Source organism: Neobacillus sp. PVCKKU3, assembly GCF_058323225.1.
Genome location: NZ_JBLVQN010000011.1, coordinates 75,877 through 97,604, shown reverse-complemented (window position 1 = coordinate 97,604; position 21,728 = coordinate 75,877). Strand labels below are relative to the sequence as shown.

Annotated in this window: 18 protein-coding genes; 12 read left to right on the top strand and 6 right to left on the bottom strand. The window is 42.7% G+C overall.

What is annotated here, in order from left to right; all coding sequences use genetic code 11:
- Window positions 1-105 precede the first annotated feature (105 nt).
- The gene (locus ACNQGS_RS09930) at window positions 106-1,251 is read left to right on the top strand and encodes an acyl-CoA dehydrogenase family protein (RefSeq protein ID WP_491487174.1); all 1,146 of its coding nucleotides are present in this window, start codon (window positions 106-108) and stop codon (window positions 1,249-1,251) included.
- Window positions 1,252-1,329: 78 nt separating this feature from the next.
- Window positions 1,330-2,907, top strand: coding sequence for a fatty acid--CoA ligase (locus tag ACNQGS_RS09925; protein ID WP_491487173.1), 1,578 nt, complete (start codon window positions 1,330-1,332; stop codon window positions 2,905-2,907).
- Between the two features lie 118 nt (window positions 2,908-3,025).
- Here the strand turns inward: ACNQGS_RS09925 and ACNQGS_RS09920 are convergent, their stop codons facing one another.
- Entirely contained in the window at window positions 3,026-3,196 is a 171-nt protein-coding gene (locus tag ACNQGS_RS09920; protein ID WP_491487172.1) for a hypothetical protein, read from the bottom strand.
- A 187-nt stretch (window positions 3,197-3,383) separates the two neighbouring features.
- Here ACNQGS_RS09920 and ACNQGS_RS09915 point away from each other — a divergent pair, with 187 nt between their 5' ends.
- From ACNQGS_RS09915 to ACNQGS_RS09900, 4 genes are all read left to right on the top strand, one after another.
- Window positions 3,384-4,409 carry an asparaginase gene (locus tag ACNQGS_RS09915; RefSeq protein WP_491487171.1) on the top strand — a complete coding sequence of 342 codons (1,026 nt, stop codon included), beginning with the start codon at window positions 3,384-3,386 and terminating at the stop codon, window positions 4,407-4,409.
- Window positions 4,410-4,590: 181 nt separating this feature from the next.
- On the top strand, window positions 4,591-6,720 hold the full coding sequence (gene recQ, locus ACNQGS_RS09910) for a DNA helicase RecQ (RefSeq protein WP_491487170.1): 2,130 nt from the start codon (window positions 4,591-4,593) through the stop codon (window positions 6,718-6,720).
- Window positions 6,721-6,986: 266 nt separating this feature from the next.
- Window positions 6,987-8,099 carry a radical SAM/CxCxxxxC motif protein YfkAB gene (gene yfkAB, locus ACNQGS_RS09905; protein WP_491487169.1) on the top strand — a complete coding sequence of 371 codons (1,113 nt, stop codon included), beginning with the start codon at window positions 6,987-6,989 and terminating at the stop codon, window positions 8,097-8,099.
- Window positions 8,100-8,195: 96 nt separating this feature from the next.
- On the top strand, window positions 8,196-9,122 hold the full coding sequence (locus tag ACNQGS_RS09900; protein WP_491487168.1) for a ketopantoate reductase family protein: 927 nt from the start codon (window positions 8,196-8,198) through the stop codon (window positions 9,120-9,122).
- Window positions 9,123-9,157: 35 nt separating this feature from the next.
- Here the strand turns inward: ACNQGS_RS09900 and ACNQGS_RS09895 are convergent, their stop codons facing one another.
- Window positions 9,158-10,384: an MFS transporter gene (locus tag ACNQGS_RS09895; RefSeq protein ID WP_491487167.1), complete on the bottom strand. Its 1,227-nt coding sequence runs from the start codon at window positions 10,382-10,384 to the stop codon at window positions 9,158-9,160.
- A 218-nt stretch (window positions 10,385-10,602) separates the two neighbouring features.
- On the opposite strand from ACNQGS_RS09895, the gene ACNQGS_RS09890 reads away from it, so the two are divergent.
- A complete protein-coding gene (locus ACNQGS_RS09890; protein ID WP_491487166.1) occupies window positions 10,603-11,934 on the top strand; it encodes a GntT/GntP/DsdX family permease in 1,332 nt (443 codons plus the stop codon).
- A gap of 44 nt (window positions 11,935-11,978) precedes the next feature.
- Here ACNQGS_RS09890 and ACNQGS_RS09885 read toward each other — a convergent pair whose 3' ends face one another.
- Together ACNQGS_RS09885 and gntK are read right to left on the bottom strand one after the other, a co-directional pair.
- Window positions 11,979-12,824, bottom strand: a complete 846-nt coding sequence (locus tag ACNQGS_RS09885; RefSeq protein ID WP_491487165.1) for a MurR/RpiR family transcriptional regulator — start codon at window positions 12,822-12,824, stop codon at window positions 11,979-11,981.
- A 6-nt stretch (window positions 12,825-12,830) separates the two neighbouring features.
- Window positions 12,831-14,375: a gluconokinase gene (gene gntK / locus ACNQGS_RS09880; protein ID WP_491487164.1), complete on the bottom strand. Its 1,545-nt coding sequence runs from the start codon at window positions 14,373-14,375 to the stop codon at window positions 12,831-12,833.
- A gap of 218 nt (window positions 14,376-14,593) precedes the next feature.
- Between gntK and ACNQGS_RS09875 the strand changes: the two genes are divergently transcribed.
- The 5 genes from ACNQGS_RS09875 (at window position 14,594) to ACNQGS_RS09855 (ending at window position 19,322) form a co-directional block, all read left to right on the top strand.
- The gene (locus tag ACNQGS_RS09875) at window positions 14,594-15,337 is read left to right on the top strand and encodes an alpha/beta hydrolase (protein ID WP_491487163.1); all 744 of its coding nucleotides are present in this window, start codon (window positions 14,594-14,596) and stop codon (window positions 15,335-15,337) included.
- Between the two features lie 71 nt (window positions 15,338-15,408).
- Window positions 15,409-15,639 (top strand): hypothetical protein, encoded by a 231-nt coding sequence (locus ACNQGS_RS09870; RefSeq protein WP_491487162.1) that lies wholly within the window; start codon window positions 15,409-15,411, stop codon window positions 15,637-15,639.
- A gap of 279 nt (window positions 15,640-15,918) precedes the next feature.
- A complete protein-coding gene (locus tag ACNQGS_RS09865; RefSeq protein WP_491487161.1) occupies window positions 15,919-16,887 on the top strand; it encodes a ring-cleaving dioxygenase in 969 nt (322 codons plus the stop codon).
- Between the two features lie 175 nt (window positions 16,888-17,062).
- Window positions 17,063-17,590, top strand: a complete 528-nt coding sequence (locus tag ACNQGS_RS09860) for a PadR family transcriptional regulator (RefSeq protein WP_491487160.1) — start codon at window positions 17,063-17,065, stop codon at window positions 17,588-17,590.
- A 1-nt stretch (window position 17,591) separates the two neighbouring features.
- Window positions 17,592-19,322 carry an MFS transporter gene (locus ACNQGS_RS09855; RefSeq protein WP_491487159.1) on the top strand — a complete coding sequence of 577 codons (1,731 nt, stop codon included), beginning with the start codon at window positions 17,592-17,594 and terminating at the stop codon, window positions 19,320-19,322.
- 51 nt (window positions 19,323-19,373) lie between these two features.
- On the opposite strand, the gene ACNQGS_RS09850 is transcribed toward ACNQGS_RS09855, so the two are convergent.
- Window positions 19,374-19,577 carry a YbdD/YjiX family protein gene (locus ACNQGS_RS09850; RefSeq protein WP_464493041.1) on the bottom strand — a complete coding sequence of 68 codons (204 nt, stop codon included), beginning with the start codon at window positions 19,575-19,577 and terminating at the stop codon, window positions 19,374-19,376.
- Window positions 19,570-21,645 carry a carbon starvation CstA family protein gene (locus ACNQGS_RS09845; RefSeq protein ID WP_491487158.1) on the bottom strand — a complete coding sequence of 692 codons (2,076 nt, stop codon included), beginning with the start codon at window positions 21,643-21,645 and terminating at the stop codon, window positions 19,570-19,572. The genes ACNQGS_RS09850 and ACNQGS_RS09845 overlap by 8 nt, the downstream gene beginning before the upstream one ends.
- Between the last annotated feature and the right edge of the window lie 83 nt (window positions 21,646-21,728).

The window sequence follows — 21,728 nt, the reverse complement described above, 5'->3', positions numbered from 1 at the left end:
GATTCAAAAGAGTAGTAGTTTTTGTTAAAATTCTTCAAAGCCTTATTTACAAATAATTCACAAAAAAGAAAGCGTTTTCCCGCAACGAAGGAGAGGTTAAGAGAAATGAAACACCCTTATTTAAACGAAGATCATGAAATTTTTCGCCAGTCTTTAAGAAAGTTTTTAGAAAAGGAAGCATATCCCTTTTATGAGCAATGGGAGGAAAATCGACTCATTCCCCGTTCTTTTTGGACGAAGATGGGTGAGCAAGGCTTCCTTTGTCCAGACATCGATGAACAATATGGCGGCAGCGGGGTTGATTGGGGCTTTTCGGTTGTCATTAATGAAGAGCTTGAACGAGTCGGAACTGGAACGATTGGAATTGGACTTCATAGTGACATAGTCGTTCCTTACATAACCGCTTATGGAACAGAGGAACAAAAGCAGCGCTGGCTGCCGAAGTGCGTCACCGGTGAAATCATTACTGCGATTGCGATGACAGAGCCAGGGACAGGTTCTGACCTTGCCAATATTAAAACCACTGCTAAGCTTGACGGGGACCATTATATTGTCAATGGACAAAAAACTTTTATCACCAACGGCATTCAATCGGACCTCATTGTGGTGGCGGTGAAGACCGATTTGCAGGCAGTTCCAAAGCATAAGGGCGTCAGCCTGCTGGTCATTGAGCGTGACGCTCCTGGATTTTCTCGAGGCCGCAAGCTGAACAAGGTTGGTCTCCATTCCCAGGATACGGCAGAGTTAATTTTTGAAGATTGCCGTGTGCCAAAGGAAAACCTTCTAGGAGAAGAGGGAAAAGGCTTTCTATATTTGATGGAAAAACTTCAGCAGGAACGCCTGCTAGTGGCAATTGGAGCGCAAACAGCAGCCGAAGTGATGCTGCAAAAGACGATTGAATATGTAAAAAGCCGTGAAGCGTTCGGCAAACCAATCAGCCAGTTCCAAAATACGCAATTCAAAATTGTCGAAATGGCCACCGAAATTGAAATGGGCAGAGCCTTTTTGGACCAGTTGATTGCCGAGCATATGGAAGGGAAAAACGTTGTGACCAAGGTGTCCATGGCAAAATGGAAGCTGACCGATATTGCCAAGAAGGTTGCATCCGAATGTATGCAGCTACATGGCGGCTACGGCTACATGGAAGAATACGAGATTGCCAGACGCTTCCGGGATATTCAAGTTGGAGCTATTTATGCGGGGACCAATGAAATTATGAAAACCATAATTGCGAAAAATTTAGGATTATAAAAAACCACATGATAATGATGGCAATTGGCCGCTGGCCGATTGCCTCCTTATAAATCCAAATAAAATGGAGGCGAGTAAATGAGCAATACAACCATCGGTAAAATCTTTGATTTAACGGTTCAAAAATACCCCAACAAGGAAGCCCTCTACGATGTGCGCAAAAATGTCCGCTACACCTTTAAAGAATGGAACGAGCAGGTCCATCGTCTAGCCAATGCCCTTATCAAGGAAGGTGTGAAAAAAGGCGACCGCGTCTCTACCTTTATGTTCAATACCGAGGAATTGGGAACGGCCTTTTTTGCCTGTGCAAAAATTGGGGCCATCTTTAACCCAATCAATTTCCGCCTCATGTCGGAAGAAGTGGAGTTTATTTTATCCGACGCTGCCCCCAAAGTGGTAATTTTTGAAAAAGATTTGGAGCCGGTCATTACGGCAGTTGCCAACCGTTTTGATAAAATTTCATTTTGGTTTATTGATAATGAGGCTCCCGCTTATGCCGCCAGTTATCAAGAAAAACTCGCCTCCTCCATCGTAGAAACCATCCAAACCGAAGTCAATGAAAATGATACTTACGCCTTTATTTATACAAGCGGAACAACGGGCAGACCTAAAGGTGTCATGCACAGCCACCGCAACATGGTCGACCAAAGCATGCTTTGTATTGCCTCCCAAAAGCTTGAAAAAGAGGACGCCGGCCTTGTCACAGCTCCGATGTTCCACTGTGCCGAGCTGCATTGTGCCTTCCTCCCAAGAGTGCAAATAGGAGCAAAAAATGTCATCCTGCATCAGTTTAATCCAAAAATCATTCTTTCCTTAATCGAGAAAGAAAAAATCACAAAGTTCTTTGCCGCCCCAACCATGTGGAATATGCTCCTGCAGGAAGATCTAAGTAAATACAATACAGAAAGCCTAAAGCTTGGCTTGTATGGTGCGGCGCCAATGGCACCATCGCTCGTCCATGCGCTCCATGACCGCCTTGGCATCTCCTTGATTCAAGCCTACGGGATGACTGAAATGGGGCCGGCGATTACCTTCCTATCGGAGAAAGACCAGCTTAGAAAGGCAGGCTCTGCCGGGCAGGCTGGACTAAACCATGAAATTCGGGTTGTAAAGACCCGGGAGGATGGGCCTTCTGAGCCGGATGATGTGTGCCTGCCGGGAGAAGCGGGAGAAATTATTGTAAGAGGGCCAAGTATGATGCTCGGCTATTACAATCGGGAAGAGGCCACGGAAAAGGCAATGTATAAAGGCTGGTATCACTCAGGTGATATTGGCTACATGGATGAAGAGGGCTACCTCTTTGTCAATGACCGGGTCGATGACATGATCATCAGTGGCGGCGAAAACATTTACCCGCGTGAAGTGGAAGATGTCCTGCATGCTCATGAGGGTGTTCTGGATGTCGCTGTTATCGGCCAGCCTGATGACCGCTGGGGAGAAACCGTCACGGCTTTCGTCGTGAAAAAGGATCCGAAGATTACGGAACAGGATCTTGACGAATATTGTAAAAACAGCAATAGCCTAGCAAACTATAAACGTCCGCGCAAATACATTTTCTGTGAAGCACTGCCGCGAAACGCCAGCGGAAAAATCCAGAAATTCGTTCTGCGCAAACAATTAGAGGAGCTTTTCAGCCCGGGTTCAACAAATCAGTGATAGTTTGAGTAATGCTGTACCAAAGGAATTTGCAATTTACCTTAAGTAAAATAGTAAAGACTGCCGCGTTTGTACGGCAGTCTGTTTTTATAATAGTAAAGCTTATTAAAAACACAAACTAACTTGCTTTTCTCGGAATCTCTGAATGATTTGCAAAGTTACTTTGAATTTGGTCATCTAAAATAGATAATTCATATTGTTCTCTTTCTCTAAGTCCGTCCATAATAACGGATGTTGTATAATAAAAAAGAATAAATGAAGCAATTGTAACCAACCAGGCGACTGCCATTCTTAATTCCCCCTTTTAATAACTTAATTAAATTGTAAATAATACTTACTTTGTTTTGTGTGACGTATATCACATAAAATAGGGGTGAAATTTGAACATTTTTAAAACATTTTTATCGGTTGTGAAAGCCCTCTTTTTGTTTCATAATTGTGATAAGATTTTGAAATTTTTTTAAGGGATGAGTGACTTGGAGTCTACTAACTTAGTAAACGTAACAAGGGGTAATTTAATTGAAAGCGTTCATCATGGACATATTGCAGTGGTGGATGCCAAGGGGAATTTACTTTATTATGCAGGCAATCCTGAAGCAGTGGTTTTCGCCCGTTCTTCGATGAAACCGATTCAGGCCATTCCTGTAGTGGAAACGGGGGCAGCTGATCATTATGGATTCAGCGATGCCGATCTTTCGTTATGCTGTGCTTCGCACAATGGGGAGAAAATGCATACAGACAGGGTTCTAGCCATTCTTGCTAGGGCAGGCCTTGAAGACATTTGCTTGAAATGTGGAACCCATCCACCGCGATGGGAAGAGAGATATAAAGAGCTAATCCGTGAAGGTAAAGAGATTACTCCTTTATATAACAATTGTTCCGGAAAGCATACCGGGATGCTCGTGACTGCCAAACATTTAGGAGAAACACTGGAAAACTATTACGAGCTGAATCATCCCGTTCAACAGCGGATTCTTGCCGCTGTCAGTGAGATGACAGATTATCCGATAGAAAAAATAGAAATAGGGATCGACGGATGCGGCGTACCGGTTCATGGCCTGCCTCTTGAAAAAATTGCTTATGGATATGCCCGCTTGGCACAGCCGGATGCCCTGCCCGAAAATCGCCGTAATGCCGTTAGACGAGTGGCGAAGGCAATGATAACAGCCCCGGAAATGGTTGGCGGAACAGCCCGTTTTTGTTCTGATTTTATGAAGGTAGGAAAAGGCAGATTCATTGGCAAGGTTGGGGCGGAGGCTGTCTATTGTATAGGTGATCTTGAAACAGGGCTGGGGATTGCCATCAAGGTTGAAGACGGCAATAGCCGTGCCGTCTTTCCTGCGGCAGTCGAAGTGTTGAAACAGCTGAATTTATTAACTGCGGAGCAAATCGAAGAACTTGCTGGGTATTACCGCCCAAAATTACGAAATGCTCGCAATGAGGTAATTGGTGAATTGATAGCGGATTTTAAATTGCAGTTTGCTTCGTCCAGTCAGGTTTAATCTATTTATTTTGGGTCGTGGTGTTATGAAAGATTCATAACACCCGACCGAAGAAAGAAATCAATTCTCCTGTCGTTATGAAGACTCACCAAACCATAAATATTCAATTTTTCATATCTATTTAGAAAGTAGTATAATAGAGGAGATTAAATCTATCTTCAAAGTAAAAGGAGGACTTCCCTTGTTTGAACAAGCACTTCCCCTGCTGCAATCCCACTTTGGCTACAGCTCCTTCCGCACCGGCCAAGAGCAGGCCATTCAATCCGTCATAACAGGAAATAACACTATATGCGTCATGCCGACTGGCGGCGGAAAATCGATTTGCTACCAGATTCCTGCTCTCATTCTCCCGGGCACCACCATTGTTGTCTCTCCGCTGATCTCATTAATGAAGGATCAAGTCGATGCCCTTATTCAGGTAGGAATTCCAGCCACTTTTATCAACAGCTCGCTTAGTTTCCAGGAGGCCTATGAACGAATCCAAGCGGCAAAGCAAGGAGAATACAAATTATTGTACATAGCACCCGAACGGTTGGAATCGCCGGAATTCCTAAACGACCTTAGACAAATGGAAATCCCATTAATCGCAGTGGACGAAGCGCACTGTATTTCACAGTGGGGCCATGATTTTCGTCCAAGCTATCGGCATATCCAAAAAATGATTCAAATGCTGCCGCAAAGGCCAAGCGTCATTGCCTTAACCGCAACGGCAACACCCAGGGTGCGGGAAGATATTTGCAGCCTGCTGGAAATAGATGAACGAAACACCATCATCACAGGCTTTGAACGTGAAAATCTCTCATTCTCTGTCATTAAAGGACAGGATCGTCTTAAATATCTGTTGGATTATCTGAAAAAGAATGACAAAGAGGCAGGCATTATTTATGCTGCGACACGGAAAAATGTCGATATTCTTTACGAACGGCTCCGAAAGGAAAATATCAATGTCGCCCGCTATCATGCCGGAATGGGGGATGTGGAACGCGCCCGCGAACAAGAACGGTTCCTAACCGACCAAGCTTCTGTCATGGTAGCGACATCTGCATTTGGAATGGGAATCGACAAATCCAATATCCGCTATTGTATTCACCTGCAGCTTCCAAAAAACATGGAAAGCTATTATCAGGAAGCGGGCCGTGCGGGCCGTGACGGACTCGCCAGCGAATGTATCGTGCTTTACTCTCCGCAGGATGTGCAAATTCAGCGTTTCCTGATTGACCAATCCAGCGACAGGACTAGAATGACTCAAGAACTTGAAAAGCTCCAGCAGATGGTCGATTATTGCCATACAGAAAGCTGCCTGCAGGAATTTATTTTGCATTATTTTGGTGAATCGGAAACGGAGCCGTGCGGCAGATGCGGGAATTGCACCGATGAAAGGACAAGCATTGATGTAACAAAAGAAGCACAAATGGTATTGTCCTGTGTCATTCGAATGGGACAGCGCTTCGGTAAAAATATCACTGCACAAGTATTAACAGGTTCAAAAAATAAAAAAGTCACCGAAATGGGTTTCGAAAGATTATCAACGTACGGAATTATGAAGGACAAAAGTGCAAAGGATGTCAGTGATTTTATCGAATTCTTGATTTCACAGGACTTGCTAGCGATTGAGCAAGGTACCTTTCCAACCATTTATGTATCACCAAAGGGAAAAGAAGTTTTACTCGGAAATCAGCAGGTTCATCGCAGGGAAACTGTCCAGGTGAAACAAGTATCTAAGAATGACCCATTATTTGAAGAATTAAGGGAAGCCCGCAAACGGATTGCCGAGGCCGAAAAAGTCCCTCCGTTTGTGATTTTCTCAGATGCAACGCTCAAGGATATGTGTGCTAAGCTGCCGAAAGCAAGTGAAGAAATGTTAAATGTGAGCGGGGTAGGGGAACACAAGCTTCAAAAATATGGATTGGAGTTTATCCAAGTGATTCGAGCGTTTTTAGAGGAAAACCCAAACTACCAAAGCGAATTGGAACCTGAACCGGTCGCGGCAAAGAAGCCGGCCAAAAAAGCGGTGACAGATTCGCACTTAGAGACATTGAACCTGCATCAAAGCCAATTATCCATTCAGGAAATAGCCGAACAGCGCGAGTTGGCAGTAAGCACTGTCGAAAATCATTTGCTGCAGTGTGCCCAGCAGGGACTTGCTGTTGATTTTACAAGGCTGATTCCAGGCGAGTATATTCCGCTTTTAGAAAAAGCAGTGGAACAAGCTGGCCGAGACCGCCTAAAACCTATTAAAGATTTGCTTCCGGAAGAAGTGAGTTATTTTATGATTAAAGTATATGTGTATTTTTTAAGCAAAAAGAAATAAAAACATGGCTGTACAAGGCGCTAATGTCAAGTACAGCCTTTTTTGAAAGACGAGAATATAAATTTCTGAAAATTCAAAGAGTTTGTCGATATTCCTATAAATTTGTTCTATTTCCCCGGCAATTTGTCGATAAACGGATGAAGCAGATTGAAAAACATCCATCTGAATATTAACGTAATGGTGTTCATAAGCTTTTGTGTACCATCAAATCCACAAAGTCGGCTATAATAATTAAGTTTGTTAGATTCGATTTAAAGGAGCAAATCATGAAAACGATGAAAAAAATTTCCCCTCAATATGATCCTTGGGAAGCCTATCTGGATATTGAGGAGTACGGAAAGCCCCAGTTGACAAATATTGAATTCACCACCACAACACTTTGCAATATGCGCTGCGAGCATTGTGCGGTCGGCTATACCTTGCAGACAAAGGACCCGGAGGCTCTTCCGCTCGAACTGCTATTACAAAGGCTGGAGGAAATCCCGACACTAAGAGCCCTTAGCATCACCGGCGGCGAACCGATGCTTTCCCTTTCCTCAATCAAAAATTATGTCGTTCCCATTTTAAAATACGCACATGAACGCGGAGTGCGGACGCAAATCAATTCCAATTTAACAATGGACCTCGACCGCTATGAATTAATTATTCCTTATTTGGACGTCCTACATATTTCGCATAACTGGGGAACTATAGACGATTTTGTTGAGGGCGGTTTTGCCCGGATGGAAAAAAAGCCTGATCACCAGCAGCGGGCTAAATATTTTGAAAGAATAATAGAGAACAGCCGCGAGCTTGTCAAAGCAGGTGTGATGGTATCCGCTGAAACAATGTTAAACAAACGGACGCTGCCGCATCTTGAAAAAATTCACCGGCAAATTGTCGATGAGATGCTGTGCCAAAGGCACGAGGTGCATCCGATGTATCCGAGTGACTTCGCTAGCAATTTGGAAGTGCTGACGCTCGCCGAAATACGAGAGGCGATCCATCATTTGCTGGACATTAGGGATGATCATACGTGGATGCTGTTTGGCACGCTGCCATTTTACCCGTGCAGCAATAAAGAGGAGGATCTTAACCTATTAAAACGGCTCTATTCCAGCAAAAATGTTACCGTTCGAAACGATCCGGACGGCCGCTCCCGTCTAAATGTCAACATCTTCAACGGAGAAATTATCGTAACTGATTTTGGTGATGCTCCTTCGCTCGGAAACATTCAAACGACGAAACTTCAAGATGCGTATCAGACATGGCAAACCTCGAACTTAGCAAAAGAACTGAGCTGCCACTGTCCATCCGTAAGGTGTCTTGGCCCAAATATTCTTGTCAAAAACAGCTACTATCAGGAAATTGATTTTTCAAAACGGCAGACCAATATTTAAAAGCAGGATGACAGAGTATCCTGCTTTTTTATCTTACTATTTAGTAAAAATTCCCTTATACTAGAATTATAGTTTTATACATAGGAGGTTTGTAGCATGAGGATTTTAGTCGTTGGTGCAGGGGCAGTTGGAGGATATTTTGGCGGACGCTTGCAGGAAAAAGGCGTTGATGTCACTTTTTTAGTAAGGGAAGGAAGAAAAAAGCAGCTTGACCAAACAGGGCTTGTTATTGATAGTGTTCACGGCAGCGTCACACTGACACCAAAACTGATTTTGTCAGGAGAAGAAGCGGATGCGTTTGACTTAATCCTGCTCTCGACGAAAGCCTATCACCTGCAAGGTGCAATTGATAGCTTCCGGCAATATGTAAATGAAAAGACAGCCATTCTTCCATTATTAAACGGAATCTCTCATATTGAACAATTAGCAGCAGAGTTCGGCCAAGAGCGGATCATTGGCGGCCTGTGCTTTATTGAAACTACCCTAGACCAAGAGGGAAGAATCATCCAAACAAGCCCAAGACACGATATTGTCTTTGGTGAATTAACCGGTGAAAAGACTGAAAGAATCTTCAAAATTGAAGAAGCCTTCATTGGCACTAGGTCTGGCTATCGACTAAGCGACAACATTAATCAGGATTTATGGAACAAGTATTTGTTTATTTCGACGATGTCTGGAATTACGACTCTGATGAGGGCGCCGATTGGACCAATCAGGGAAATGCCAAGCGGCCGGGCAACGATCGAAAAACTGTCACAAGAAATCATTTCCGTCATGAACAAAGTTGGTGCACCTCTGCCTGAAGATATAGCAGCACTTCAACTGAATCAAATTGATAGCTTGGGCTATGCTATGAAATCCTCGATGCAGCGGGATATGGAGAAACAGCTTTCTGTCGAAGCGGACCATCTGCATGGGTATTTATTAACGATCGCCCGTAAAGAACAAATTCCAGTTCCGGTTTTAGAAGCTGTTTATGCCAATTTAAAAGTGTATGAACTGCAACTGCAGCAAGGCAAATAAATAATAAAAAGGGTGAGCGCAAAGTTGCTCACCCTCTATGCTGTGTGCTTTGCCAGCTTTGGATGCTTATGCATAGATACCAACAAAATTACACCGCTAATAATTAATAACACGCTAGTACTGATAAATACAGCCGAAAAACCAAGATATCCGGAAATAAAGCCGCCGAGCATTGGGCCAATGATGTTTCCAAGAAACCTCAGACTGTTGTTATAGCCAAGAACCTCACCTTGCATGGCAAGAGGTGCCTCCTGGCGGATATAAGCAATTCGCACCGGAATAATTCCCCCGATGGCAACCCCGAGAACAAACCGAATGATGACCAACTGCCAAAGATTTGTAACCGCGGCTCCAGGTAAGTAAATAATTCCAGCTAGGAAAAGAAGAATCACCAAAACCTTAATATAACCGTGCCGGTCAGCAATATTTCCCCATCTTCTGGACATCAATAAATTCCCTAAACCAGCAGCGGAAAAAGCAATCCCTGAATAAAAGGCAATATTTTTAGGGCCATGCAGCTCGCCGACAAATAATGATAGGATTGGCTGGATACTAAAATGGGCGATTTGGACAAGGGCTGAGATGAGCAGAACAGTCAGCATGACCGGATTACGGATAATATGCTGGACAACTTCTTTGCTTGAATAGTGGGACTTCACTCCCTTTTTTATTTCCATTCGTACTTCTTTTACTGCCAGCACAAGCAGGGCGGAAAGGAAAATCGTGACGGAGGTCCACTTAAAGGTGTCTGCATAGCCAAAGGTGTCAGCAAGAACCCCGCCAAGCATCGGGCCTAATAAGGAACCCGTAATACTTCCTGTTTGCAGGGTGCCGAGGACACGGCCGGCAATTTCCTTCGGCGTTTGTGTGGAGATAAGTGCCTGTGACATCGGAATAAATCCTGAGAAGAAGCCCATAAAAAATCGGAGCATGAAAAGCTGCCAAACCGATTGCGCAAACCCAATTAACAGGATTGAAAAAGCCATTCCCATCCCGGAAATGATCAGGATTTTTCTTCTGCCATAACGGTCGCCTATCCTGCCCCAAATCGGCGAAAAGAGGAAAGCGGACACAAATGTAATACCAAATGTTAAGCCTGACCAATGCTGGACGTATTTCTCTGAAAAATCACCCAGTGACTCGATGTACAGGGAGATAAACGGCAGAACCATTGTCATGCTTCCAGCTACAAAAAAGTTGGCAAACCACATGATGGCCAAATTCCGTTTTGCCTGGTCCTGTTGTTTCAAGTTAGATAACACTTCTTTCTGTATTTATTTCGATTCTCTAAATATTATTTTACCGAAATTTCAGAAAAATTTAAATAGGAAATTTCATTCACATTTATGTTTTGAAGGATTAGCTATTTGTATAAGCTTGTAATCGTTGAAGAACAATAAGGAGAAATTTAGCAAATAGGCATGAATTGGTTTCAAATCATTTATCAGCTTTTTTACGTCAAAGAAAGGTGGCAGTTATAATGGATGCATATTTGTTACTCCTCACACTGCTGGCAATCATCATTGTCATTTTAGGAGTTTCTTGGTTCAAGTGGCATGCATTTATTAGTTTAATGGTCGCAGCACTATTCTTGGCGATTTTTTCCGGAATGGGCTGGGACAAGATTGTCGGTTCCTATGAAACAGGGGTCGGCGCAGTCTTAGGACACTTAGTCGGCATTTTGGCACTAGGTACGATTTTAGGTAAAATGCTCGCTGAATCAGGGGCAGGATTGCAAATTGCCAATTTCTTTATTAGGGCATTTGGCGAAAAGAAGCTGCCATGGGCGATGTTTTTCTCAGGCTTTATAATCGGTATTCCCGTATTTTTTGAAGTGGGAATTTTAATTCTGTTACCGCTGGTTATTTCCATCCAAAAAGCATCTAAACAAAATATTTTATTGGTTGGTCTGCCGGCTATTGCTGGTTTGTCAATCACACACGGTCTTGTCCCGCCGCATCCCGGGGCGATTGCGGCAATCGGAATTTATGGGGCTAATCTTGGAAAAGTATTGCTGTACTCTTTAATTATTGCGATTCCTACAGGTATAATTGGTGGGCCGTTATTTGCATGGATGATTAACAAACGGGTTATCCCGACCGGCGAACCGACGTTGGTGAAAATTGACGATCAAGCCGATAAAAAGTCGGTACCAAGTGTTGGTGTTTCCTTCCTATCGATCTTAATGCCAGTCATATTAATGATATTAGGAACAGCGTCACCATATCTGCATCTTTCAGCTGGTGCGCAAAAAGTGTTGACCTTTATCGGCAGCCCAGTCATTGCTCTGTTAATTTCTTGTTTCTTAGCTTTTTATTTCCTTGGCTTCCGTCATGGAATGGATAGGAACTTAATTAAGAAACTTGTGGAAGAATGTATTATACCAGTCGGTTCAATTATTTTAATCATTGGTGCAGGCGGCGGTTTTAAACAAATTCTTATTGATAGCGGCGTGGCGAAAGTAATTGCCAGCATGTCTCAGGATTTGAATATATCACCACTCGTACTGGCGTTCTTGATTGCAGGGTTAATCCGAATTGCAACAGGCTCTGCAACAGTGGCATTAACGACTGCTGCCGGAATCGTCGCTCCCATTGTGGCCGGAATGTCCGGAGTCAATTTAGAATTGCTGGTTATTGCAACAGGCGCAGGCTCGTTAATGTTCTCACACGTTAATGACGCCGGGTTCTGGATGGTTAAAGAATACTTGGGACTGACTCTTGAAGAAACCTTTAAAACGTGGACGGTACTCGAAACCATTCTGTCCTTTGTCGCCTTCATTGGAGCACTTATAGTGAATATGTTTGCTTAAGTAAAAAAGCAGAGGATGCCTTAAAAAGGCATCCTCTTTTAGATTTACATTCGTGTATTAGAAATGGCTTCTCTAACTTTATCAAGCGAGTTTTTGGCCTTGTCCTTATTGCGGATCATCATGTTGACATAAAGAGCGTCTATCAAGCTTAATTGGCCGATTCTTGAAGACAGTGCTTCGGAGCGGTATTCGGTCTCTTCAGAGCTTGTAAAAAGAGCAACATCCACGTTTTGTCCAATTGGTGATTTTGGATAGCTTGTAATACCGATTGTTTTGGCGCCATTTTTTTGCGCTGTTCTTAAAATATTGATGGTATCTTTGTTTGTTCCCGAATGAGAAATCACCACAGCCACATCTTTTTCGCCAAGCTGGGAAGCCGACATAAGCTGGAAATGGGAATCGATAAAGGAAAATGCTTTGATCCCTGTCCGGACAAACTTGTGGAAAGCATCCATGGCGATTACATTTGAGCCGCCCGTTCCATAGAACTCAACCCGGTCCGCCTGCAATAATAAATCAACTGCCTTTTGAACAGAAGGCCCATCGAGAATCTGCAAGGTGTTTTCCAATGCTCTAATATTTGATTGAAAAATTTTTACGGCAACCGTCTTCTCCGTATCATCTTCCTTAATTTCTTCATGAATCTGTTGAATAGGTTCAAATATTTCAGAAGCGAGGGCAATTTTCATTGCCTGGTACCCCTTGAAACCAATCCTTTTGCAAAACCGAAAAACAGTGGCATCGGCGACATTCAAATCCTCTGCCACTTCGTTTATGGTGTTATGAATGATTTTTTCGGGACTGTCCAAGATGTAGTCAGCAATCTTTTTTTCTTTTTCACTAAGTCTTGCGTAATAAGAACGAATTTTTCCTAGACAGTTTTGCGGCATTGGTGATTACCTCACCCATTTTTGCTGGAAGCTGCTGATGGCTCCGTATTCTTCGCTTAATAACCGTGATAGGCGGATATAAATCGGGATTAGGTCCTCATAAATGGCCACATTTTCCTCAATTGGCTGGTGGGCATGGGTGGAACCGACCAATTCTGACATAATCGAGAAATCTTCAATTTCCCCAAGTGCATACATACCAAGGACAACAGCACCTAGGCAGGAACTTTCAAAGCTTTCCGGTACAACAACTTCTTGGTTGAAAATATCCGCCATCATTTGTCTCCACAATGCTGACCGGGCAAACCCTCCTGTTGCCTGGATTTTCTGCGGTACGCCAATCATTTCCTGAAGGGCGAGCATAACGGTATATAAATTTAGAATGACACCTTCAAGGACAGAACGAATCATATGCTCTTTTTTGTGATGAAGGCCAAGTCCAAAAAATGAACCGCGGGCATTGGCATTCCATAAAGGGGCACGTTCACCCGCCAAATACGGATGGAAAATGAGCCCCTCTGCACCAGGTGTGACCTTGTCGGCAATTTTTGTTAAAACATCGTAAGGGTCGATGCCAAGTCGTTTTGCTGTTTCAACCTCCGACCAGGCAAGCTGATCGCGAACCCAGCGGAAGGTCATCCCGCCGTTATTGACTGGACCGCCGACAACCCAATGATTTTCAGTTAACGCATAACAGAAAATTCTCCCTTTTGGATCAGTCACTGGCTTGTCCGTTACAGTCCGAATCGCGCCGCTGGTGCCGATCGTGACAGCCATTACTCCTGGGTCAATGGCGTTGACGCCGAGATTGGAAAGAACACCGTCACTTGCTCCGACTACAAATGGAGTGTTCCCTGATATTCCAAGCTCCTCAACATATTCATTTTTTAAGCCGGTTAAATAAAACTTTGTTGAAACTGGTTCAGGCAATTGTTCAGTGGTAATACCGGCAACACTTAGTGCTTCTGCATCCCAATGAAGCTGTTCGAGGTTAAACAGCCCTGTTGCAGAGGCGATGGAATAATCCATCACATAACGATTAAATAGCTTAAAGAATATGTACTCTTTAATACCGATAAATTTGCTGGTTTTGCTAAAGATTTCAGGATGGTCCTCTTTTAGCCAAGTAATTTTGGCAAGCGGTGACATCGGATGAATCGGTGTTCCGGTTCTACGATAAATGGCAAGACCATTCAATTCGTTTTTAATTTTTTCAGCTGTTTCTGTAGCGCGGCTATCTGCCCACGTAATGCAGCGGGTAATTGGTTTACCGTTATCATCCATGGCGATAAGGCTGTGCATGGCGGAACTAAAGGAAACAAGCTTAAGCTGTTCCGTATTGATTTCGCCCTTTTTGATAGCAACTTTCATCGTTTCCAGGACAGCTTGGTAAATTTCCTCCGGATCCTGTTCTGCAATGGACGGGGCAGGGCTGTATAAAGGGTATTCAACATGATGCATGCTGATAACTTTACCTTTTTCTGCAAAAAGAACTGATTTTGTACTTGTTGTACCAATATCAACACCGAGATAGTAAGAGGTTCTAGTCATTGGATTAATCTCCTTTATGAAGCGTTATTGTATAGTTCAAAAAATTTTTACTCCAGTATCATTATATAAGAAAAAATATTCCTGCACACTACAATTTGTCCTATAACTATTGTTAAACATACATAAAGAGATTATAGATGGTTTTAAAAAAGAAAGGGAAAAAGGTGTTTGCAGCGAATATTTTAAGAGGATATGCAAATTTTACGGGAGGGAAGTTCATGTCTGAAAAATATCCAGTTCTAGAAGGTGCTGAACCGTTTTATTTTGAAGGAAATCGTGTCGGTATCTTGGTCTCACATGGTTTTACGGGGTCCACCCAAAGCATGCGCCCGCTTGGGGAGGCTTATGCCAAAGCAGGCTATACGGTGTGCGGGCCGCGCTTAAAAGGGCACGGAACACATTATGAAGATATGGAGCAAACAAGCTATCAAGATTGGATTACTTCGGTAGAGGAAGCTTACCAGTGGTTACAGGAACGCTGTGACACGATTTTTGTGACTGGTTTATCAATGGGGGGAACATTAACCTTGTTTATGGCTGAAACCCATCCAGAAATTCGCGCGATTATCCCTATTAATGCAGCTGTTGATATTCCGGCCATGTTACCAGTCCGCCAATTAGAAGATGTGCGTTATTTAGATGCGATCGGCTCAGATATTAAAAAACCAGGTGTCGTGGAACTTGCCTATGAAAAAACACCGGTTCAATCTGTGAAGGAAATCTTGACCTTTATGGATGAGGTAAAAGCAGACCTTCACAAAATTACCTGCCCGGTATTAATTTTTGTTTCTGATGAAGACCATGTCGTCCCTCCAGATAATTTGCAAATCATTTATGATGACATTCGCTCAGAGGTTAAAGAACTTCATCGGTTGAAAGACAGCTATCATGTGGCCACACTTGATAACGACCAGCAGGTAATTATCGAAAAAACATTAAAATTTATCGAAAAAAATCTTTAATGGAGACAATTTTTTTTGTCTCTTTTTTTGTTGCATTTTTGGAATAATATATAGTGAAGGAGTGATGATTAGTGAACCATTGTGAAACTTTTTTACGAAGTAAGAACTGGATTGATAATGATTTGGATGCTAGGTACATAAATGTGAATCATCCCTATGCGATTCTGATTTCAAAGGATGAAGGGATGATTACATTAAGGGGAAACACCGGTTTTGATAATGGCCAGAATGGAGAAGAAATCTTCTCTTTTACCTCATTACAAGAGTTGCAGGAATGGTTTGAGAACAATATTGGGGAGTAGATTTTAGCGACAAAGCCACCAGGAATGGATGGCCCGCAGTTATGTCCCATGAAGAACGTAAAACTCTCGCTTTCGTAAACCAAGTGGGAGTTTGTTTTCATTTAGTCGCTAATAGAAAGTCTATTGACATATAAATGTAAAAGGGTTACTATTATCTCAACTTCAAGATATCCTGTTTAGGGTAATTGAAGGTTATTTTTAAAATAATATCTCGAATTCGAGATAATTACATTTATTCAAACCGATTTTGAAAAAATAAGAATGTAAGGAGTGGAAGAAATGAAACTTTTAGGGCTACATCATGTATCGATTTTGACCGGAAAAGCAGAAAAAAATTATGAGTTTTATACAAAAATCTTAGGAATGAGATTGGTAAAGAAAACAGTAAACCAAGATGATACATCGTCATATCATCTCTTCTATGCGGATGCAGAAGGAAATCCCGGTACTGAGGTGACCTTCTTTGACATTCCTAATCTGGGAAGTTCATACAGGGGAACTTCAGATATTTCCACTGTATCTTTAAGAGTTCCGACTACTAATTCTTTATTGTTTTGGAAGGAACGATTGAAACATGCTGGTGTTCAACATGATGATATTGAAAAAAGAGCAAATCGTGATACATTGGCTTTCAAAGATTTCGATGGGACACGTTTAATACTGGTCGCTGACAACGGTGAAGAAGGTGTTAGGCCGGGGATTCCTTGGGTACGGGAAGAGATTCCAAAAGAACATGCCATAATAGGTTTAGGACCTGTTACCCTCACTGTTGGGATGGCAGAACCTACCATTGGTGTTCTTACTGAAGTCATGGGATTTCAATATGTGGGATCATACCCATCACTTGAAGGGGATTTTCCTGAAATATTGGTTTATGCAACAGGTGAAGGGGGCAGTGGCGCAGAAGTGCATATTGAAAGAAGGCCCGATTTACCAAAAGCCCGATTAGGCCGTGGGGGGGTTCATCATGTTGCTTTCCGTGTTCCAAATGAAGAAGAATACAATCAATGGGCACAACGTTTGAAGGATTATCGTTTGCCGAACTCAGGAAAAGTAGAACGTTATTATTTTAAAGCATTATATTTCAGAGAGCCAAATGGCATTTTGTTTGAATTATCAACAGATGAGCCAGGCTTTGCAACAGACGAACCGATGGAAACAATGGGTCAAAAGCTGGCATTACCGCCATTTTTAGAGCCACGCCGAAAAGAGATAGAAGAAAAGCTGCGGCCGCTAGACCTAAATTAAACTTTGTGTAATTACTTCAGCCCAGGATGGGAGCCAATCGATTAGGATCGATTGGCTTTTTAAATTTATGAAGCAGTATTTTAAAAAGATTTGAAAAAATATCCATTTTATATATTGACACTAAACATATTAATATTGATAATATAAACATAAATAATATTGAGGTGAACAATATATGAACATGCAAGATGTCATTTTAGGTTTTCTATATGAGGAGCCAATGAGCGGCTACGATATAAAGCAAATGATGGAGAATTCCGTTTCTTACTTTTTTGATGCATCGTTCGGGGCTATCTACCCAGCATTAAGAAAAATGGAAAAAGAGGGACTGGTGGAAAAACAGGTCATTCAGCAGGAAGGGAAGCCAAACAAGAACTTATTTGCGATTACTGATGCTGGCCGGGAACAATTCCAGCAATACCTTAACAGTCCAATAAACCCAACTGTGACGAGATCAGATATCCTAATCCGTATTTTTTTCGGGCGATTTACCACCAAGGAAAAGATCATCGAGTGGCTTGAGGAGGAACGAGAAAAGAACCAAGCGATGTATGATAATCTTACCAGAATCGATGAAATGTGCGGTTCAGAGATGGAGCGCTACAAGCGGTTTACACTTCAGTTTGGTATTCGCCAGGCAGAAATGGTTGTGAACATGATTGATGAAGAATTAAAAAAGTTGAATGATAAAGGGGAGCAATAGCATGAAAGGGACGGGCGGAATGAAGGTAGTACTGTTAATGTGCGTAGGGGTATTTGTTTGTATGCTTGATTCAACGATTATGAATATTACGCTGCCGGCAATCCAGGACAGTCTGCACACATCGCTGGAAACGAGCTCGTGGATGCTGAATGTATACACGATGACGATTGCGGTTTTAGCGATTCCTTTGGCAAGGTTTGCTGAAATGTTTGGACGAAATAAATTTTTTATTGTCGGGCTGTTTATTTTCGGATTTGGCTCGGCTTTATGCGGCCTGGCAAACAGCGAAGAATTCTTAATTGCCGCAAGGTTCATCCAAAGCTTAGGGGCCGCTATCCTAATTCCTTGCAGCATGGTGATTGGGATTGCTGCGATGCCGATTGAAAAAAGGGTGCTGCCATTGACGCTTCTTGGGGCAACACAAGGATTATCAACTGCTCTCGGTCCCACAGTCGGCGGGTTTATCACGGAAAAGCTTAGCTGGCACTGGGTCTTTTATGTCAATGTACCGATTTGTTTACTTGCTATAGCCGCTTCTTTTATGATCTTAACGTTAAAAAACGAAAACAGAGTAAAATCATCCATCGATTGGTTCGGCCTAATCTTCTCGGTTTCTGCCATATTCCCGCTAAATCTGGTCCTAATCAAAGGAAACAACTGGGGCTGGGACAGCATCCAGGCGATTATTTGTTATCTTTTAACAGCCGTATCCATCGTACTTTTTATAATTGCAGAGAAAAAATCAAAAGCGCCGATGGTTAATTTAAATCTGTTTAGAGACCGTTTATTTACAGGTTCGGTTGTGATCGTGACTACAGGGTTCATCTTCCTTATCGGTGTCATGGTCCTGCTTCCACAGTTTTTAACCAACTTCCAGCACAAGACAGAGCTCCAAGCCGCACTCCTCGTCACACCTGTATCCGCCGCCATCTTTGTATTTTCCAACTTTGCAGGTTTGCTAACGAAAAAAATTGGCTACACGATTCCTGTCATGATTGGCTTTGCCATCATGGGAACGGCATATTATTTATTGCATAACTTAAATCTTCACAGCACATCAAAGGAGATTATTCTGCTTTGCAGTTTGCTCGGAATGGGATTTAGCTTCGTGATTTCTTCCGCAACAATTGCCAGCACGTCTTCGTTTGAAGGGGAAATGCTGACGGCATCTCAGAGTGTTTTTTCGATGCTGCGTCAGGTGGGAGTTGTTTTAGCTGTAGCAATTTTTGTGGCCGGGTTGACGAACAATATTCATGATAAAAAACAGGATATTATGCATTATGCACAGCAAAAACTTGAAAAACTGAATGTGACGGAAACCGTTAAAGCAGAGATTTTATCGGAAACAAAAAAATCGATCATCAATGAAAGACAAACGATGAAAGCTGATTCCGACTTCATCACAAAAGCGGAGCGCCAGCAAATTATCGATGCCAACGCTGCAAAAGTATTAGCCACTATTCCTGAAAACCAAAGGAGCGCGGCCAAAGATCAAATTTATAAGCAAGTAGAAAAGCAAGTGGATGAGGAAATTGTTAAAACAGGTATTTTGGTTAAAGGCTATTCCAAACAAGTAGGAGATTTTGCTGAAAAAAGAATCTCGGCTAGTTTCGCAGAGCTTTATAAAACAAGTATTCCGTTTGTATTCCTTTGTGTATTAACTGGATTGATTTTTAGAGAAAGAAGAAATAAGCGGATTGTCCAAATGGCGAAATCACCTACAGCCAATTAATAAAAAACAGCCTAAAAACCCGACCTTGGGTCTTAGGCTGTTTTTTCTGTTTTAACAGCAGCGTGAAACTTTACCGTCTTTCGCATTGTAACGTGCATCTTGAGCCTCACAGAAGAATTCTTTCCGTGTTTTAATAGGCTCACCGGGATGGTGCGATTCCATATGAGCTACATATGTTTCATAGCTTGGAACTCCAACCAGTAAACTAATAAATTGCTTACGGTAGGCGTTGAGCTTTCTCAAGCGATTAAGCATATTTCTTCAAATCCCCTTCGGTACGCGGAATAAATGGTTCTTCGTGTACCGTTAATTTTTTGCCGTTTAAAACCTGAAGCCAAATTCGAATGGCAGCGATTAATACCAAAATGACAACAACCATGAAAATGCCTGTTAGTGTGGCATCCACGTAATCATTAATTAGTACTTGATTCATTTGTGCTGGAGAAGTCGCTGGTGCAAGAACCTTGCCGGCATCATTCGCTTCTTTGAATATTTTGGCATGAGCAAGGAAGCCAATCTTTGGATTTTCATGGAATAGCTTTTGCCAGCCTGCTGTTAGTGTGACAATTAATAGCCAAGCGGTCGGCAGCAAGGTAACCCAGGCATACGCTTTTTTGCCCATTTTAAAGAGAATCGTAGTTCCAAAGAGCAGGGCGATTCCAGCCAGCATTTGGTTGGCAATACCGAAAAGCGGCCATAGTGTATTAATACCGCCAAGCGGGTCAATAACACCTTGATACAGGAAGTAACCCCAGAATAGAACGCATAATGCAGTTGCAATAAGGTTTGGAACCAGCGCGTCAGTTTTCGCAAATGGCTTATAAACGGTTCCTAAAATATCTTGGATCATAAAGCGGCCGACACGAGTACCGGCGTCAATAGTTGTTAAGATGAACAACGCTTCGAAAAGAATCGCGAAATGGTACCAGAATGCCATTAACGCCTTTCCGCCAATAACTTTTGAGAAAATAACCGCCATACCAATCGCTAGGGTTGGGGCACCGCCGGTTCTGGAGAGAATCGAAGCTTCCCCTACATCCTTGGCATAATTAGCTAAATCTTGAGGAGTGACCGTAAAGCCCCAGCTGGATACAACAGAAGCAGCTTGGGTAACGTCAGTTCCGATTAAGGCAGCTGGGCTGTTAATCGCAAAATACACACCAGGATGCAGCACACAGGCGGCAATCATTGCCATGACGGCAACAAAAGATTCTGTCAGCATCGCACCATAGCCGATTGGGCGGGCATGTGATTCTGTTTCAATCATTTTAGGTGTTGTACCGGATGAAACGAGAGCATGGAAACCGGAAACAGAACCGCAGGCAATAGTAATGAATAAGAACGGGAAGAGGTTTCCTGCGAATACTGGACCCGTACCATCAATAAACTTCGTTACACCAGGCATTTCTAGGTGTGGAGCAACTACGACAATACCGATGGCAAGTCCCATAATGGTTCCCACTTTTAAGAACGTACTTAAGTAATCGCGTGGTGCGAGCAGCAGCCAAACAGGCAGCACAGATGCAATAAAGCCATAAATAATCATCATAATGGCAATCGCTTCGCCTTTGAACGTGAACATGGCTGCTAAAGTTGGGGTTTCGGCAACTGTCTGTCCAAAAACTAAGGCAAGTAAAAGTAAAACAATACCGATAATGGATGCTTCGCCAACGCGGCCAGGGCGGATGAAACGCATGTAAATTCCCATTAATATCGCAATCGGAATCGTTGCTGCGATCGTGAACATTCCCCATGGGCTTCCTACAAGTGCTTTTACGACGACAAGGGCTAAAACTGCTAATAAAATAACCATGATTCCTAAAATCCCGATCATCGCAATGACGCCTGTAACCTTGCCCATTTCTTCTTTAATCATCTCTCCGAGTGATTTACCGTTGCGGCGCATGGAAGCGAAAAGAATGACAAAGTCCTGAACAGCACCAGCCAAAACAACACCAACGACAATCCAAAGTGTTCCAGGCAAATATCCCATTTGAGCTGCAAGAATGGGACCAACTAATGGACCTGCACCGGCAATAGCGGCGAAATGGTGGCCAAATAAAACCCATTTGTTTGTCGGAACAAAATCTTTTCCGTCGTTATGAATTTCAGCAGGGGTTTTCCTTTTATCGTTTAACTGAAAGACTTTTTCTGCGATAAACTTGCTGTAAAAACGGTAAGCAATGGCATATACGCAGACAGCGGCTGTTAACAGCCATATCGCACTGATGCTTTCACCCCTGTTTAAGGCCATGACTGCAAAACCTGCTGCTCCAAGGGCGGCGATGACTCCCCAGATTAAAACCGATTTAAGCGCTCTCAAAGATATTCCCACCTTTCATAATTAAAATCAATACTATTATATTTCATTGTTTTTTGAATTCAAGGAAATTTTTGTGAATTTTG

Excerpts from the sequence above, each read along its gene's own strand:
- ACNQGS_RS09885 (WP_491487165.1), bottom strand. The coding sequence starts at position 12,824 with ATGCCGCAAAACTGTCTAGGAAAAATTCGTTCTTATTACGCAAGACTT.
- ACNQGS_RS09860 (WP_491487160.1), top strand. The coding sequence starts at position 17,063 with ATGAACATGCAAGATGTCATTTTAGGTTTTCTATATGAGGAGCCAATG.
- ACNQGS_RS09920 (WP_491487172.1), bottom strand. The coding sequence starts at position 3,196 with ATGGCAGTCGCCTGGTTGGTTACAATTGCTTCATTTATTCTTTTTTAT.
- ACNQGS_RS09850 (WP_464493041.1), bottom strand. The coding sequence starts at position 19,577 with ATGCTTAATCGCTTGAGAAAGCTCAACGCCTACCGTAAGCAATTTATT.
- ACNQGS_RS09925 (WP_491487173.1), top strand. The coding sequence starts at position 1,330 with ATGAGCAATACAACCATCGGTAAAATCTTTGATTTAACGGTTCAAAAA.
- gntK (WP_491487164.1), bottom strand. The coding sequence starts at position 14,375 with ATGACTAGAACCTCTTACTATCTCGGTGTTGATATTGGTACAACAAGT.
- ACNQGS_RS09890 (WP_491487166.1), top strand. The coding sequence starts at position 10,603 with ATGGATGCATATTTGTTACTCCTCACACTGCTGGCAATCATCATTGTC.
- ACNQGS_RS09900 (WP_491487168.1), top strand. The coding sequence starts at position 8,196 with ATGAGGATTTTAGTCGTTGGTGCAGGGGCAGTTGGAGGATATTTTGGC.
- yfkAB (WP_491487169.1), top strand. The coding sequence starts at position 6,987 with ATGAAAACGATGAAAAAAATTTCCCCTCAATATGATCCTTGGGAAGCC.
- ACNQGS_RS09930 (WP_491487174.1), top strand. The coding sequence starts at position 106 with ATGAAACACCCTTATTTAAACGAAGATCATGAAATTTTTCGCCAGTCT.
- ACNQGS_RS09875 (WP_491487163.1), top strand. The coding sequence starts at position 14,594 with ATGTCTGAAAAATATCCAGTTCTAGAAGGTGCTGAACCGTTTTATTTT.
- ACNQGS_RS09865 (WP_491487161.1), top strand. The coding sequence starts at position 15,919 with ATGAAACTTTTAGGGCTACATCATGTATCGATTTTGACCGGAAAAGCA.
- ACNQGS_RS09855 (WP_491487159.1), top strand. The coding sequence starts at position 17,592 with ATGAAAGGGACGGGCGGAATGAAGGTAGTACTGTTAATGTGCGTAGGG.